Source organism: Pseudomonas sp. 18058, from assembly GCF_902706155.1.
In the GTDB taxonomy this organism is placed as follows: Bacteria; Pseudomonadota; Gammaproteobacteria; order Pseudomonadales; family Pseudomonadaceae; genus Aquipseudomonas; species Aquipseudomonas rustica.
Genome location: NZ_CACSJY010000062.1, coordinates 1 through 15,934 on the forward strand (window position 1 = coordinate 1; position 15,934 = coordinate 15,934).

The 15,934-nt window shown below is 58.2% G+C and carries 10 protein-coding genes; 5 read left to right on the top strand and 5 right to left on the bottom strand.

Going from position 1 to position 15,934, the window contains the following annotated elements:
* Window positions 1–298: 298 nt before the first annotated feature.
* Complete coding sequence (locus GVL50_RS24380; protein ID WP_159815342.1) at window positions 299–1,840, top strand: alkaline phosphatase; 1,542 nt, start codon at window positions 299–301, stop codon at window positions 1,838–1,840.
* A gap of 225 nt (window positions 1,841–2,065) precedes the next feature.
* Here the strand turns inward: GVL50_RS24380 and GVL50_RS24385 are convergent, their stop codons facing one another.
* Together GVL50_RS24385 and GVL50_RS24390 are read right to left on the bottom strand one after the other, a co-directional pair.
* Window positions 2,066–4,594 (bottom strand): sulfite reductase flavoprotein subunit alpha, encoded by a 2,529-nt coding sequence (locus tag GVL50_RS24385; RefSeq protein WP_159815358.1) that lies wholly within the window; start codon window positions 4,592–4,594, stop codon window positions 2,066–2,068.
* Between the two features lie 235 nt (window positions 4,595–4,829).
* On the bottom strand, window positions 4,830–7,145 hold the full coding sequence (locus GVL50_RS24390; protein ID WP_159815343.1) for a TonB-dependent siderophore receptor: 2,316 nt from the start codon (window positions 7,143–7,145) through the stop codon (window positions 4,830–4,832).
* Between the two features lie 207 nt (window positions 7,146–7,352).
* Between GVL50_RS24390 and GVL50_RS24395 the strand changes: the two genes are divergently transcribed.
* The 4 genes from GVL50_RS24395 (at window position 7,353) to GVL50_RS24410 (ending at window position 12,252) form a co-directional block, all read left to right on the top strand.
* Complete coding sequence (locus GVL50_RS24395) at window positions 7,353–8,033, top strand: Fe2+-dependent dioxygenase (protein ID WP_159815344.1); 681 nt, start codon at window positions 7,353–7,355, stop codon at window positions 8,031–8,033.
* Window positions 8,030–8,782 (top strand): tetratricopeptide repeat protein, encoded by a 753-nt coding sequence (locus tag GVL50_RS24400; protein ID WP_159815345.1) that lies wholly within the window; start codon window positions 8,030–8,032, stop codon window positions 8,780–8,782. The genes GVL50_RS24395 and GVL50_RS24400 overlap by 4 nt, the downstream gene beginning before the upstream one ends.
* Window positions 8,783–8,977: 195 nt before the next feature.
* A complete protein-coding gene (locus GVL50_RS24405) occupies window positions 8,978–11,245 on the top strand; it encodes an alpha-xenorhabdolysin family binary toxin subunit A (protein WP_159815346.1) in 2,268 nt (755 codons plus the stop codon).
* A gap of 164 nt (window positions 11,246–11,409) precedes the next feature.
* A complete protein-coding gene (locus GVL50_RS24410) occupies window positions 11,410–12,252 on the top strand; it encodes a hypothetical protein (RefSeq protein WP_256671958.1) in 843 nt (280 codons plus the stop codon).
* Window positions 12,253–12,303: 51 nt separating this feature from the next.
* Here the strand turns inward: GVL50_RS24410 and GVL50_RS24415 are convergent, their stop codons facing one another.
* From GVL50_RS24415 to GVL50_RS24425, 3 genes are all read right to left on the bottom strand, one after another.
* On the bottom strand, window positions 12,304–13,467 hold the full coding sequence (locus GVL50_RS24415; RefSeq protein WP_053117055.1) for a type III PLP-dependent enzyme: 1,164 nt from the start codon (window positions 13,465–13,467) through the stop codon (window positions 12,304–12,306).
* Between the two features lie 647 nt (window positions 13,468–14,114).
* Complete coding sequence (locus tag GVL50_RS24420; protein ID WP_053117057.1) at window positions 14,115–15,272, bottom strand: betaine/proline/choline family ABC transporter ATP-binding protein; 1,158 nt, start codon at window positions 15,270–15,272, stop codon at window positions 14,115–14,117.
* Entirely contained in the window at window positions 15,269–15,922 is a 654-nt protein-coding gene (locus GVL50_RS24425) for an ABC transporter permease (RefSeq protein WP_053117058.1), read from the bottom strand. The genes GVL50_RS24420 and GVL50_RS24425 overlap by 4 nt, the downstream gene beginning before the upstream one ends.
* Window positions 15,923–15,934 lie beyond the last annotated feature (12 nt).

The following is a 15,934-nucleotide window of genomic DNA, read 5'->3' on the forward strand; positions in this document are numbered from 1 at the left end:
CTTTTTTATCTGACCCACCGCCTTCGCGAGCAAGCCCGCTCCCACATTTTGGTTTGCGGTGTTGGCGGGATCAGAGGCCGGCGCTAACAGGGCTGGATTTGAGGTGATTTGGCGGCGGCGTACATCACCCCTGTGGGAGCGGGCTTGCTCGCGAAAGCGTCGTGTCAGTCGATACTTTTTTATCTGACACACCGCTTTCGCGAGCAAGCCCGCTCCCACATTGGATTTGTGGTGTGGCAGGTGTCATTGCGGGGTCATGTGGGCGTGCTTAAGTGTCCCTTTTTCCAGGGAGAACCCCATGAGCGATTTCAATCTCGGTCGCCGGCGTGTCATGCAAGGGATCGGCGCCGGGCTGTTGCTGCCGGGGCTGGCGCCGGCGGTGATTGCTTCGGTCAAGGATCGTCCGCAGTTGACCGATGGCGTGCAGTCCGGTGACCTGCTCGGCGATCGCGCGATGATCTGGAGTCGCAGCGATCGCCCCGCTCGCATGGTGGTCGAGTGGGACACCCGCAGCCTGTTCGGCAATCCGCGTAAATTCATCTCGGCACTGGCCGACGCGCGCACTGATTTCACCGCCCGCGTCGAGCTCACCGGGCTGCCTGCCAATCAGGCGATTTTCTATCGCGTGTACTTCGAAGACGCCCAGACCGGCGTCGCCAGCGAGCCGTGGTTCGGCCATTTGCGCAGTGCGCCGACGGCCAGACGCGATATCCGTTTTGTCTGGAGCGGCGACACTGTCGGCCAAGGCTTCGGCATCAACCCGGACATCGGCGGCATGCGCATCTACGAAGCCATGCGCCTGCGCCTGCCGGACTTCTTTATCCACAGCGGCGACACCATCTACGCCGACGGCCCGGTGCCCGCGCAGCTCACCACCGAAGGCGGGCGCATCTGGCGCAACCTCACCACCGAAGCCAAGAGCAAAGTCGCGCAAACCCTAGACGATTATCGCGGCAACTATCGCTACAACCTGATGGACGAAAACATCCGCCGCTTCAACGCCGAAGTGCCGCAAATCTGGCAGTGGGACGACCATGAAGTGGTCAACAACTGGTCGCCGGGCAAGCAATTGGATGAGCGCTATCAGGAAAAAGATATTCACACCTTGGTGGGGCGCGCGCGGCAGGCGTGGCTGGAAAATGCGCCGATGCGTTTGCATGCCGCCGACGGTGGCGGACGGATCTATCGCAGGCTCAGTTACGGTCCGATGCTCGATGTATTTGTGCTCGATATGCGCAGTTATCGCGAGGCGAATGACGACAATCTTGGCGCGGAAAAACCGTTTCTCGGGCGTGAACAACTGGATTGGTTCAAGCGTGAATTGAAGGCGTCGAAGGCACAGTGGAAAGTCATTGCTGCGGACATGCCGATCGGGCTTGGCGTGCCGGACGGTGAAGTCAGTCCGGGTGTGGCGCGATGGGAGGCGGTGGCCAATGGCGACCCGGGCCCGGCGCAGGGGCGTGAGTTAGAGATCGCCGAATTGCTCGGATTCCTGCGCGCGCAGCAGGTGCGCAACTTCGTCTTCCTGACGGCGGACGTGCATTACTGCGCGGCGCATCACTATCACCCGGATCGGGCGGCGTTTCAGGATTTCGAGCCGTTCTGGGAGTTTGTTGCGGGGCCGCTGAATGCCGGGAGTTTTGGGCCGAATCCGCTGGATAAAACCTTTGGGCCACAGGTGGTGTTCGAGAAGGCCCCGGCGGTACAGAACACCTCGCCGTTTGCCGGGTTTCAGTTTTTTGGTGAGGTGAATATTGAAGGGCAGAGCGGGGAGATGAGTGTGGTGTTGCGGGATCTGGATGGAGTGGCGGTTTTCGAGCAAAAGTTGCAGCCGGTTTGAAGATCAAGCGCTTACCCTCACCCCAGCCCTCTCCCAGAGGGAGAGGGGGCCGACCGAGTTGTGTTGCGTCATACATCGACCTGAAAGATCGAGTCGATTATGAGATCAGCACAAAGCCTTCCTCTCGATTATGGATTCGGCAGAGGACGTTCAGGTCGGCGTAAGACTTGAGCATCCCCCAATCAGTCCCCTCTCCCTCTGGGAGAGGGTTAGGGTGAGGGGCTCTTAATAAACGTCGCGCCGGTAGCGGCCCTGTTCGATCAGGCGCTCGACTTCAGCGCTGCCGAGAATGTCCTTGAGCACCTGATCCACGCCTGAAGCCATGCCATGAAGGCTGCCGCAGATGTAGATGACGGCACCGTCCGCCAGCCACTTCTTCAACTCACCCGCCGATTCACGCAAGCGATCCTGCACATAAACCTTCTCCGCCTGATCCCGCGAAAACGCCAGATCCAGCCGTTCCAGATCGCCATTGATCAACCACTCTTCCAGCTCCGCACGACAGAGGAAATCGTGTTCACGGTTACGCTCGCCAAACAGCAACCACTGGCGCTGCTGACCATCGGCAATCCGCGCCTTGAGCAAGCTGCGCAGCCCGGCCAGACCGGTGCCGTTGCCCAGTAAAATCATCGGCACCGGCTCGTTCGGCAGGTGAAACCCGCTGTTGCGACGCACGCGCAGGCTGATGCTGCCACCGACCGGCGCATGCTCGGTCAACCAGCCGGAACCAATGCCCAGCGTGCCATCGGCATGCTGTTCCTGACGCACGATCAGCTCCAGCACACCGTCGGCGGCAATCGAGGCGATCGAGTATTCGCGCATGGCCAGCGGCACCATCGCATCGACCAGCGACTGCGCATGCAAACCGACCAGATGCGCGCGATGCTCAGGCAATTGACGCGAAGCCAGTGCGACTTCCAGCGGCTCGTCGAGGCCGTTGATTTTCACCATGGTCTCGCCACGAATACCGAGGCCGTCGAGGAAATGTTCGATGACCCACGGGCAGTTGCGCGGTAGCACTTCGACCAGATCACCAGCCAGCCAACTGCTGGTGTTCGGTGCGCTCAGGCCCAGCAGATAAACCGGCGAACCGCTGCTGTCCGGGTTCATCAATTCGCGGCGGGTCAGCGTCCAGTTGTCGTAGCTCGGTGCTTGCCAGGTATCGACCGGCGCTTGTCCGGTGAGCAGACCAAGTTGCGTCTGCCAGTGACGCAGCGCATAAGGATCGCCGCTGTCGACTTCCACCGGCGCAAACAGTGTCTTGCCACCGTGCTCGCCGAGCCACTGATGCAGACGTTTGGCAAAGCCGCAGAAGTGTTGGTACTGACGATCGCCGAGCCCAAGCACCGCGTAGTTCAAGCTGTCCAGTGTCGAAGCTTTGCCCAGCACTTTGCGCTCGAAACCACGGGCGCTGTCCGGTGCTTCGCCGTCGCCGAAGGTGCTGACGACGAACAGCGCGTTGTTCGATTCACGCAGATCCTGCTCGCTGACATTTGCCAGCGGCTGCACTTTCACCGGCAAACCGGCGGCCTGCAATTGCCCGGCGGTTTGCCACGCCAGTTGCTCGGCGAAACCGCTCTGGCTGGCGAAACCGATCAGCCACGCCGGTGCATCGCCCGCCGGTTGTTCGAGGCCTTTACGTGCGTCCTTGATCTGCTTTTTCTTGCGCCGACGATCGAGGTACAGCAGCCAACCGGTGATGAAAAACAGCGGCATGCACACCGCCGCGAGGGTGACGATGATCCGCCCGATCAGACCGAAATAGCTGCCGACGTGCAGCGCATAGATGCTGGTCAGCAGTTGCGCCTTGAAGCTCTTGTCGGCGTAACGATCAACGCGTTTGACGATGCCGGTGGCCGGGTCGAGAGTGATCTGGTTGAGCGCGCGCTCATGCGGCGAGTTTTCCAGCAGATAGAACACGGTCGCCGGTTGGCCAGCCACGGGCGGCATACGAATGTTGTAGGCAGACAGGCCTGGGCCGGCGGCGCTGTAGATGCTGCTCCACATCGCCGCGTAATCGGCAGTCGGCGCCGGGCCTTGCGGTGCCGGGCCACGACCACCGCGCACGCGCTCGTTTTGCGGCGCGTCGGAAAGCAGTTTGGTCAGGCCCTTGTTGTACCACTCGTACGACCACGACAACCCGGTCAGCGCCAGCAGCAGATAGACCAACAGGCACCATGTACCCGCCACCGAGTGCAGATCCCAATTGAAGGCGCGGCCCTTTTTCTTCCAGTCGAGGGTCAGCCACACACGCCAGCTGTTCCACTGACGCGGCCAGCGCAGGTACAACCCGGAGAGGCAGAAAAACAGCAGGATCAGCGTGCAGGCGCCGGTGATGTTGCGGCCGGTATCGCCCATCGCGAGGAAGCGGTGCAGTTGCAGCATCAGGCCGAAGAAGTCCTGGCCGACGGCATCGCCCATGAACTCGCCTGTGTACGGATCGAAGTAGCGCATCTCGCCGCGACGTTCGCCCTTGGGCGGTGTGAAAAACACTTTCGCTGCGCTGCCGCTGTCGGTCTCGACCGAGAGCATCGAGACTTTTTTGCCGGACGCGGCTTCGATGCGCTCGACCAGTTCGACCGGTGGCAAGACGCCGGCGACTTGTTTTTCCACTTGCAGGACGGAGGGATTCAGCGCCCGCAGGATTTCGTCCTGAAACGAATAGGTCGCGCCGGTGATGCCCATCAACGCCAGCACCAGGCCCGCGGTGATGCCAAAAAACCAGTGCAACTGGAACAGGGTTTTCTTCAACACGTCACTCGCCGTCCGTTCGGAAATTGTCATCACGGCGCGCATTATGCCGTGGGTTATCGAGAAGCGTTCTTTATTACGCAGAAAAGCCCCGTTCAATTGAATGAACGGGGCCGAACCTGTTGATCACATCACCTGTGGGAGCGAGCTTGCTCGCGAATGCAATCTGTCAGTGACGTGAAGGCTGACTGACCCACCGTTTTCGCGAGCAAGCTCGCTCCCACAGGTTCCACGGTGTTTAGAAGTGGAAATTGGTGCTCAACAATGCCGTACGGCCCGCCGCCTGGTTGGCGAAATGGGTCGAGAAGGCTTTGTCGTAGTAGGTTTCGTTGGTCAGGTTCTGCACGTTGAGTTGCAGGTCGACGTTCTTGGTCAGCTTGTACGCCGCCATCGCGTCGTAACGCACATACGAATCGACCATGGTCGTATTGGCCACGCTGCCGTAGACGTCGTCGACGTAGAACGCGCCACCACCGAGGGTCAGCTTCGGAGTGACCTGATAAGTAGTCCACAGGCTGGCGCTGTTTTTCGGCGTGTTTGGCAGTTCGTTGCCGTCGTTGGCACGGCCCAGTGGACCGCCGTCAACTTGCTCGCTGTCCATGTAGGCGTAACCGGCGAACACTTGCCATTTGTCAGTGAGCTTGCCGCTGGCCGACAACTCGACACCTTGCACGCGGGTCTTGCCGGCGTTTTCGTACGAGGTGGTGTCGACTTGCACACGCGCGTTTTCTTTCTCGGTGCGGAAGATGTCAGCGGTCAGCGACAGGCGATCATTGAGCAGATCCCACTTGGTACCGATTTCGTAGTTCTTGGTGGTTTCCGGCTCCATGTCGCTGCTCAGCAGGTTACCGGCACGATCAGTGCTGCCGCCCAACGGGTTGCCTTCCTGACCTTCGCCCAGGGTGTTGCCCGGTGGCGTAGCCGAGGTCGCGTAAGACGCATAGATGCTGCCGTTTTCCGCTGGCTTATAAACCACGCCGAACTGACCGGTGACGAACTCGCTGGTGTCAGCACCCTTCGAAGTGGTGGTGCCGGCGTTGGTGTAAGTCTTGTAGCCGGTTTCGAAGTGGTCGTAACGCAGGCCCATATTCACCAGCCACTGCTCGGACAACTCCAGGGTGTCGAACGCATACAGCGCGTACGTATCGGACTGGGTGTCGGTGCCGGCGTAGTTGCGCGAGATCGCGCCGTTCCACGGATCGTTCGGGTTCGGGTTGGACAGCGAGGTGCAGTTGTAGCCACTGGCTGCGCCGATCAGCCCCGGGTTGCAGTTGGTGGTCGCGGCGGTGGTGCGCGGCGTGGTGTCAGTGTTGACGTTGTACGAGGACTTCTGGCTCTCCTCACGGGTGTATTCCACACCGGTGGAGAAACTGTTCTTGAAGCCAGCAACGTAGAAGTTACCGAACAGGTCAGTCTGGTTGGTGGTGGTCTCGGTGTTGCTCACCCGAGTGTTTGCACGACGCCAGACCGTACCGTTGTTGACGTTGCCCTTGCTGTCGTCCGGTTGGGTCAGGATGTAATCCTGCATGCTGGTGCCGTGACGCAGGGTGTTCTTGATGGTCAGCGAGTCGCTCAAATCGTGTTCGATGGCGAAGGTCGCGGTGTCGGTGCGGCCCTTGCGGAAATCGCGATCCAGACCGTAGAAGTTGCTGTGGTCGCCACCCGAGTACGGCTTGTCCGGATTGGATTTGCTGCGTGCCGTCGAGCCGCCGAGCGGAATGGTGTACGGCACGCCGGAGTCCGGGGTGTCGTTGCTTTCCAGATGGTAGTAATCGAGGTTGACGCGGGTGTCGGTACCCAGGCCAAACGCCAGGGACGGGGCGATGCCCCAACGGTCGTAATCGACCTTGTCACGACCGGCGACGTTGCTCTCGTGGCTCATCAGGTTGAGACGGCCAGCGGCGGTGTCGCTGAACTGGTAGTTGCCGTCGAGGGTGTAACGCTGGGTCTGGTCGGAACCCCAGGTGAAACCACCGTCGAACGAGTTGCCAAGGTGGGCTTTCTTGCTCACCAGGTTGATGCTGCCGCCCGCTGCGCCACGACCGCCGATGGCGGAGTTCGGGCCCTTGCTGACCTCAATGTTTTCCACGGCGAAAATTTCGCGGCTCTGCGAACCGGTGTCGCGCACGCCGTCGAGGTAGGTGTCGCCCTGGGCGTCGAAACCACGAATGAACGGACGGTCGCCCTGTGGGTTGCCGCCTTCACCGGCACCGAAAGTGATGCCCGGCACGGTGCGCAGCGCGTCCTGCATGTTCAGGGCGCCGGTGTCTTTGAGTACTTGTTGCGGGATCACGGTGACCGAGCGCGGCGTGTCGACCAGCGGCGCGGTGTACTTGGGCGAGGAGGCTTTTTCGACCTGGTAGGACGTCGAGTCCTGCGCTTCGCCGGTGATGGCGGTGGCGTCCAGAGCGATGGCATCGCCGGACGCTTTGCTGTCGGTTTTCTCAGCAGCGAACACCATCTGGCCAGCGGAGCCGGCGGTAATTGCGACGCCGATTGCAGAGGCGAGCAGACGTGGTGAACTGACCGGTAATTGTGCGTGTTGACGTGCCATTTTTATTCCCCTCCCCAAGGATTTGAGGCGGCGGAATATAGGGTAAACAGGTATTCGTATCAATTGCGAAACATTGTTATTCGCACTGAATTTACATTCTTTACAATTTAACCTTACGGTTTCTGCCAGTTCATTCGTCTCCCGGGTTTTACACGGACAATAAGAATCAATACCATTGCCGCCTCTTTGCCATCAGGTGACATCGCCATGCTGCTGCACATCCCCGCACTGTTCGCGAAAGACGAGGTGCAGCGCATTCGCGAGGCTTTGCAGCAGGCTGACTGGGCTGATGGCAAGATCACCGCCGGCTTCCAGTCGGCTAAGGCCAAGCACAATCTGCAACTGCCCGAAGGCCATCCGCTGGCCAAGGAAATCGGCGCGGCGATGCTCGAGCGGCTGTGGAAAAATCCGCTGTTCATGTCGGCCGCATTGCCGCACAAAGTCTTCCCGCCGTTGATGAACTGTTACACGGCTGGTGGCAGTTTCGATTTCCACATCGACAACGCCGTGCGCCAACCCAAGGGCAGCATCGAGCGCGTGCGTACCGATCTGTCGGCGACGCTGTTTTTCAGTGAGCCCGAGGATTACGACGGCGGCGAACTGGAAATCCAGGACACCTACGGCACGCAACAAGTGAAACTGCCCGCCGGCGACATGGTGTTGTACCCCGGCACCAGCCTGCACAAGGTCAACGCGGTCACTCGCGGCGCCCGCTATGCGTCGTTCTTCTGGACGCAAAGCCTGGTGCGCGAAGACAGCCAGCGCGCGCTGCTGTTCGAGATGGACGGGGCAATCCAGGAACTCACTCAAGACATGCCCGATCACCCTTCGCTGATTCGCTTAACCGGCACCTATCACAACCTGCTGCGTCGCTGGGTCGAGGTATGAGTTTTCTATTGCGTCGCGAGGAAGTCCTCAACGGCGAACAACTCAGCGCCATGCTCACTGAAAGTCCGGCCCGTGCGGCCCAAGCCATTTTGCTGGCAGCGGGCGAGGGCGAGGTTGAAGCGCAGGCATTGCTCGGGCAAATCCTGCTGGACGGCCAGGGTATCGCGCAGGACCCGCCGCTGGCGCTGCGCTGGTTCGGCATCGCCGCCGGACGCGGGCACCTGATGGCGCGCAACATGCTCGGGCGTTGTCATGAGCATGGCTGGGGGTGTGCCCCCGATGCCGGGGTTGCCGCGCAGCATTATCGAGTCGCGGCGCAGGCAGGCCTGGATTGGGCGATGTACAACCTGGCAAATCTCTTGGCGACCGGGCGCGGCGTGGCGGTCGATCAGCCGCAAGCATTGGCGCTTTATCGCCAGGCCGCCGAGTCCGGACACGCCAAGTCGATGAACCTGCTCGGGCGTTATCTTGAAGAGGGACGCCATTGTCGCGCGGACCCTGCCGCAGCCTTCGACTGGTATCGCCGCTCGGCGCAGGCCGGCGACTTCCGTGGCCAGTTCAGTTATGCCAGCGTGCTGGCCGAGCGCTCACAGATTGAAGAGGCGTCAGGCTGGTACCGCAAGGCAATGTTCGGGGGGCATGCTGCGTTTCTCGGCGTGGCTGCCCAGACTTTGGAGAGCGCAGCACACACGGCCATTCAGGCATTGGCTCAAGAGTATAAAGAGCGCGCAGGGCACATCAGCGTCTAGTTGAATTCAAGGCGCTGTTCGCAAGTATCGAGTCGTATGTCCAGTTGTTAGTATTCTTTATAAATATATTGAAGGCATGAAACGCTTTTTTTAAGTGCGGCTTTTATGTTTAAGTCTGTCTGGCAAGTTTAAGTTCTTACGGGTTCTGAATTGTTTTTGATTTTACTTGACTTAAAACTGATTAAAGGAATGATCATGTCTTCTTCCAGCTTATGGGGCGATGCCCTGAATAATGCCTCGCCTGAACAAGTTATGCAGGTGGCGGCAGCGGCGCCAAAGTTACTAAGTGACGCATCGACGTCGGATGGCGATGATGTAGTACGCGACAGAGGGTTGCTCCTCACTAAAAAACAGATCATTGATTTGCGTAAATATGAAGCAGCCGGCCTGGCGCTGCCGCATACCCTGAAGGATGTCGAAGATTATCTGCGCTATGGCGCAGGGCAGAACGGCGGCCCAGGGTTGAATCCGACAGATTTCCTCTCGACCTTTGTAAACACCCGCAACCACGCAAGACGCTGGTCGCCGCTGCGTGAACGCATCATGATGACCGGGCAGGGGCTGAAGAGCTTTGCCAGCAGCATGCTCAATTATGGCAAGGCGATTCAGGAAGTCTTGAGCGACGATGATTCGGTCGCGTTCCTCAAGAAAAACAAGATTAAAACACTTGCCCAGCTTAAAACACTCGAAATTGAATTGGGTGACAAGTTTCCGGATATTGAAGTTGATCCGGATACCGTCGCGACGTTGGGTTACTACCTGCAGCGAATATTCGAGCGGATCAATAAAAACCTCAGCGATGTGCAAGCCATCAAGAATGACCTGGACCTGTTTGGTTATGATCTGCGCGAGCATGTTCTGCCCAATATCAAACTCAGGGTCGGTTTGATCGACAGCAGTTCGTTGGCTGCAGATATCAAAGTATTGAAGAATGACATCGATAATCGTGCCAAAGAAATCGATATCAAAAACACTGAATACAAGGCCGCTGTTCAGGAGGCATTGAAGTCTGCCGCCGGGATGAACATCGTGGGCCTGGCCATGGCTATCTACATGGGGGTGGAGGCGGAAAATATTCGTGCGGCACGCAAAGCGTTGTATGCCGAACAGGAACGGGATATCCAGGTGTTGGCGAGCAAGAACCAGACACTCGGTTCCCTTGCCCGCGTCAAACATGACCTGCAAAGTCTGATGATCGTGGCCATCGATGCCGACATCGCCACGCAGAACCTGATGCATGTCTGGAAAAGCCTCTACCTGCACATTTCCAACTCGGTCGCTGCTATGGGCCGCGTCAACGACGCCTTGAGCCTGCGGGTTTTCGGTACCGAGTTCGAAGAAGTCGTGCTGCCATGGAAAGCCATCGAGACCGACTCGGACAAGCTTATTGAGGTCTTCAAAGAGGCCGATGAAGAATACGAGCGCAACTATTCGTTCAGCACGCGAACCTCGCGTGTGATCAGTCTCAGCGCGACAGTGAGCTATCTGCCTGTGGACATGGCCACTTTGGCCTCCACTGTCGAACAGATGCGTGAAGCTCGCACTCAGGCAGAAGTCTTGAAGACTAAACTGGGTTACCTGCCTGATCTGTTTGACCGCTTCAAGCGCACTGTGAGTGGCATGGGGCAATGCCAAAACCAATTGCAGGATTCGGCCCAGACCGGAGTGAATGATCTGCAAAACTGCCTGCGACGTCTCGCCCGCAACGAGAAGGATCGGTTGAAAGAAACCGATCCTGAGGTCATTGAAGAAATCGACGATGAGCGCAAGGACATTTTGCGTTCGATTTCCTCTGCCATGACCAAGCAGGCAACTCTGGTGCGTAACGCCTTGCGCAATATTGATGCACGGTTTGATATGCGTCTGACGCAGGCTTACATCGCCGATTTCCAGCGCGACGCGCTCGTGACCGATGCAGAAATTGCACAGCTGGACAGCAAACTTGCAGAGCTTGCGACTGATCGAAAGGTCATCATTAACGGGGTCAATCTGCTGGAAAAAAGCGGTATCGAGAATCTGGGCAAGGACGTTGAGCTGACCATCGCCAAGATCACCGAACTTGGCCTGGCTCCGCCGGAAATCAAACTGGTGATGGCGGCCATCGACCAACTGAAGCGAACCCTTATTGGCATTCGTGAGTCTGTGCGCTTCCTGGACATGGTGCGTGAGAGCGACAAGCTGAAGCTGAAAATCGATGGCGTGCAGGCCGAGATTGAACGCGAGCGCGCGGGTATCCGTGATTCGCAAGGCAAGGTCACTTACCTGAAGGCCATTCACGCCATGGAAGACTGTCGCGCCGAATATGCCGCCACCTACCGTCCTGCCGTGAATGCTTTTGAGCAGTTGCGCGATGCAATCGATGTCGAAGTGTCGGACGACTGTGATGCACTCAGTGCCGCGTTGAAACAGCATGCGCCACTGTTTATCGCTTTCCTTAATCCGCTGTCCGTTCCGCAGCGCTGAGTCTGCCGGTAGGCGTGCTCTGCATTTGTGTGTGATATCAGAGTCCGGCGCAGGATTGCCGATGGGCACGGTTCCATCGGCAATGAAAGTACGATCAGACTAAGGAGAGGCTGATGCTTGAATATTTACTGGCAGAAAAAAACTTCGCTGCATTGAAGCAGTACGTGAAGTTTCTGCAGGATCTACCCCCTGCCTTGCAGGAAATGACCGAGTTTACCGGGATCTTCGAACGGCAAAAGCACATCATGGTGCCGCCGCCGAATGTTCAAAGCCTGAGGCAGGCTGCACAAACCAGTGAAATGTGTTGGCGGGCGATACAGGTGGCCACACCGGTGCTTGGCAGCCGTTCTGCGCAGGTGTTGCGTGAGATTTTTGCCTTTATCGAAGAGTTTCAGGCAGTCGTTTCAAAGGCCGACAATCGCCGAAAGACGATCGTCACGATCAATCCGCGGCATTTTTCACTGGTGAGGTCGCCTGCCTGGGGCAATACACCTGCCGAAAGCATCATCGATGTGCTGCGCGAAATGGATCGCCGGCTTGAGCAATACCGGGGCATGGTGCTCAATTTCAAAACCCGGGTGATCGGACTGGCCGAGTCGATCCACGGCATCTTCGTGCGTTTCATCGAGTGCCTGACGATGCCGATATGCACGTGCGATAAACCGATCCCCAAGATCGAGGCCTATTACAGTCTGGGTAAAATCGGTCTGCCCGGCACGACTTATGAGCCAGACCGGTTGTATTCGCAGGAGGAGCGAATCGCGCAGTCCAAAGAACATGTCGAGTTTCTGTTTAACCTGCGCCGACGCGCTGCCAGTGCGGCGAACAACCTCAGCGATTTCTGCCATCGGATGTCGTGCATGCTGGATGAAGCGCAACAGATGCTTCGAAACCATTATCCGGCGATGACGATGGCGCGGGCGAAATCTGCGCTGCCGATGCTCAAGGGGCCGTTGAACGATGTGCAAAGCATGTCGGACCAACTGGGCAAATTGACCCGGCTGTAACGCAAAAAGCCCATGACAGGTCATGGGCTTTTTGCGTTACGGGTAAGACGCTTACACGTAATACGACTTCAGCGGTGGAAAGCCGTTGAACTCAACCGCGCTGTAACTGGTGGTGTAAGCACCAGTCGACAACCAGTACAACCGGTCACCAATCGCCAGGTTCAGCGGCAAACCGTACTTGTAGTTCTCGTACATGATGTCGGCGCTGTCGCAAGTCGGGCCGGCGATGACCACTTCTTCCATCTCGCCCTTCTTCTCGGTCCAGATCGGGAACTTGATCGCTTCGTCCATGGTTTCGATCAGGCCGGAGAACTTGCCCACATCGGTGTACACCCAGCGTTCAACAGCCGTGCGCGACTTGCGTGCGACCAGTACCACTTCGCTGACCAGAATACCGGCGTTGGCGATCAACGAACGGCCTGGCTCCAGAATGATTTCCGGCAGGTCATCACCAAAATCTTCTTTGAGGAAGCGGATGATTTCTTCGGCGTAGGTTTCCAGGCTGTTGGTGCGGGTGATGTAGTTGGCCGGGAAGCCACCGCCCATGTTGATCAGCTTGAGGTGAATGCCGTCTTCTTCTTTCAGACGCTCGAAGATCACTTTGACCTTGGCGATCGCTGCGTCCCAGACGCTGATGTCGCGCTGCTGCGAACCAACGTGGAAGGAGATGCCGTAAGGCACCAGGCCGAGGTCGCGAGCGAGGATCAGCAGATCCATGGCCATGTCGGTCTGGCAGCCGAATTTGCGCGACAGTGGCCAGTCAGCCGTGGTCGAGCCTTCGGTGAGGATGCGTACATAAACTTTCGAGCCCGGCGCAGCCTTGGCGATGTTGCGCAGGTCAGCTTCGGAGTCGGTGGAGAACAGACGCACGCCCTTCTCATAGAAGTAGCGGATGTCCTTGGATTTCTTGATGGTGTTGCCGTAGCTGATACGGTCGGCGCTGACGCCGCGATCCATCACCTTATCCAGCTCGTAGATCGAGGCGATGTCGAAGCTCGAACCCTTCTCTTTGAGCAGGTCGATGATCTCGACGGCCGGGTTGGCCTTGACCGCGTAGTAGACCTTGGCGAATTCGAAACCGGCGCGCAGGTCATCGTAGGCCTGGCTGATCATCGCGGTGTCGATCACCACGAACGGGGTTTCCTGTTTGTCGGCAAACGCCTTCATTTTGTCAAAAGTGGCGCGCGCGAAATAGTCTTCGACATTGATCGACATGCTGGGAACTCCTACTGGCAAACTGAATTAAACAATGGGTGCAAATGAACGTCCTCCGTATCCCCACTTTGGTTCGCCTACTTCCCAAGGCATGTCGCCGAAAGCAAAAAGGCCACGGGCGGATTTGCCCTTGGCCTTGCTGTCTCGTCGTCAGTACTTGAGCCGGATGGATCGTTTCCAGCATGGACGTTCGGCGCGAACTTTAGGGCGTGAGGGGCCTGAGATCAACTAAAAATGTCGCGTTTTTGCACGCTTCTGACGTGCGTCGCTCTGATCACTCTTTGTAGCCGACCGAGATGACGGACAGATGTTCCCCGAGAATTTTGAAGTGTTAAAAATACCTGCACGTTCGCGGATTATGTCGGCGAAGTCGTGGGTAAGTGTGATGGCGGCAACATCGGCGACGTTGGCGGCGAGGTGAGGGTATGAGGGAGAATTTGGCTGTTTCGCAGGTCGTTTTAGACACGCTGCGCGGTTATGCAGTGTTGAGATTAATTTCCGCATGACGAATGAAGAAAAAATCACCCGGATCCTGTGGGAGCGAGCTTGCTCGCGAAGGCTTTTTCACAGTCGACATCGTTGTTGACTGATCTTGCGCTTTCGCGAGCAAGCTCGCTCCCACAGGGTTTTGTGTATTTACCGATTCATCAGGCGACTACGGCCTCAGCTGGCGAGACGATGCTGGTCTTGCCGCCGCGGGATTTGCCGGAGCTCAGATACTCGGCAATCGACTCCTGCGTCACCTCACCGAGGAACACCCGCTCGGCGTCCATCACCGGCAACCACGAACGGTTGAACTCGTACATGCGCGACAACAGAATGCGCAGATGCTCGTCGTACGCGGCGGTGGCGTTGAATTCACGCAAGAACTGCGCGCAAGTGCCGGTCTGACGGTGCAGATCACGACGACGCACATAGCCCAGCGCCTTGTTGTCGGCGCAGGTAACCACCACGTAGCGACGGTCATGTTCGTCCATCAATTCCAGCGCATCGGCCACTGGCGTTTCCGGGCTCACCGATGGCGCGTTGTCCGCCGCATCTTCCGCTTTGACCAACAGCAGACGCTTGAGCGTGCTGTCCTGGCCGACGAAGTTGCTGACAAAGTCGTCCGCCGGGTGCGCGAGCAGCGTGTCCGGGTGATCGATCTGCAGCAGTTTGCCGGCGCGGAAGATTGCGATTTTGTCGCCGAGTTTGATCGCTTCGTCGATGTCGTGGCTGACCATGATCACGGTCTTGTTCAGCGCGCGCTGCATCTCGAAGAATTCGTTCTGGATCATCTCGCGGTTGATCGGGTCAACCGCACCGAACGGCTCGTCCATCAGCAGCAGCGGCGCATCCGCCGCCAGTGCGCGGATCACGCCGATGCGCTGTTGCTGGCCACCGGACAATTCACGCGGATAACGATGCAGATACTGCTTGGGCTCAAGCTTGATCATGCTCATCAACTCGCGGGCGCGGTCGTGGCATTTCTGTTTGTCCCAGCCGAGCAGTTTCGGCACGACAACGATGTTCTCTTCGATGGTCATGTTCGGGAACAGACCGATCTGCTGGATCACGTAACCGATGTTGCGACGCAGGGTCACTTCGTCGAGATCGGTGGTGTCTTCACCATTAATGAGGATCTTGCCCGAGGTCGGTTTGATCAGGCGGTTGATCATTTTCAGCGTGGTGCTTTTGCCGCAACCCGATGGCCCGAGGAACACACAGATTTCGCCTTCATTGACGGTCAGGCTCACCGAGTCCACGGCTTTGACGTCTTTGCCGTTGCTTTGGAAAGTTTTGCTGAGGTTTTGAAGTTCGATCATTTGAGGAGTCCTTTTGGAGTCAACGAGCGTTGCAGCCATTGGAGAAACAGGTCAGCGAAAATGGCCAGAAGACTGACCAGCAGCGCGCCGACGATCAGCATCGACATGTCACTGCGGCTGATGGACGCGAGGATCAACACACCGAGGCCGCCAGCGCCGATGGTCGCGGCGATGGTCATTACGCCGATGTTCATCACCACGGCGGTGCGCACGCCGGCGAGGATGACCGGCACCGCGATTGGTAGTTCGACCATGCGCAGGCGCTGGCCGAAGGTCATGCCGATGCCGCGTGCGGCTTCACGAATGCCGGGTTCGACGCCGGTGAGGGCGAGGTAGGTGTTGCGCATGATCGGCAGCAGTGAATAGAGGAACACGGCGGTGATCGCCGGCATCGGGCCGAGGCCCTGACCGAACTTCGAGTAGAACGGCAGCAGCAAACCGAACAGCGCAATTGACGGCACGGTCAGCAGCACGGTGGCGCTGGCCTGTAGCGGGCCGGCGAGGCTTGGGAAGCGCGTCATCAAAATGCCCAGCGGCACGCCGACGACAATCGCCAACGTTACAGCGATGCCGACGAGGGTGATGTGCTGCCAGGTCAGGTGCATCACCTGTTGCCAGTCGAGATGGGAAAAGGCGTTGAAGAATTCCATGACTTTTCCTCC

Excerpts from the sequence above, each read along its gene's own strand:
- GVL50_RS24380 (WP_159815342.1), top strand. The coding sequence starts at position 299 with ATGAGCGATTTCAATCTCGGTCGCCGGCGTGTCATGCAAGGGATCGGC.
- GVL50_RS24390 (WP_159815343.1), bottom strand. The coding sequence starts at position 7,145 with ATGGCACGTCAACACGCACAATTACCGGTCAGTTCACCACGTCTGCTC.
- GVL50_RS24395 (WP_159815344.1), top strand. The coding sequence starts at position 7,353 with ATGCTGCTGCACATCCCCGCACTGTTCGCGAAAGACGAGGTGCAGCGC.
- GVL50_RS24400 (WP_159815345.1), top strand. The coding sequence starts at position 8,030 with ATGAGTTTTCTATTGCGTCGCGAGGAAGTCCTCAACGGCGAACAACTC.
- GVL50_RS24405 (WP_159815346.1), top strand. The coding sequence starts at position 8,978 with ATGTCTTCTTCCAGCTTATGGGGCGATGCCCTGAATAATGCCTCGCCT.
- GVL50_RS24415 (WP_053117055.1), bottom strand. The coding sequence starts at position 13,467 with ATGTCGATCAATGTCGAAGACTATTTCGCGCGCGCCACTTTTGACAAA.
- GVL50_RS24420 (WP_053117057.1), bottom strand. The coding sequence starts at position 15,272 with ATGATCGAACTTCAAAACCTCAGCAAAACTTTCCAAAGCAACGGCAAA.
- GVL50_RS24425 (WP_053117058.1), bottom strand. The coding sequence starts at position 15,922 with ATGGAATTCTTCAACGCCTTTTCCCATCTCGACTGGCAACAGGTGATG.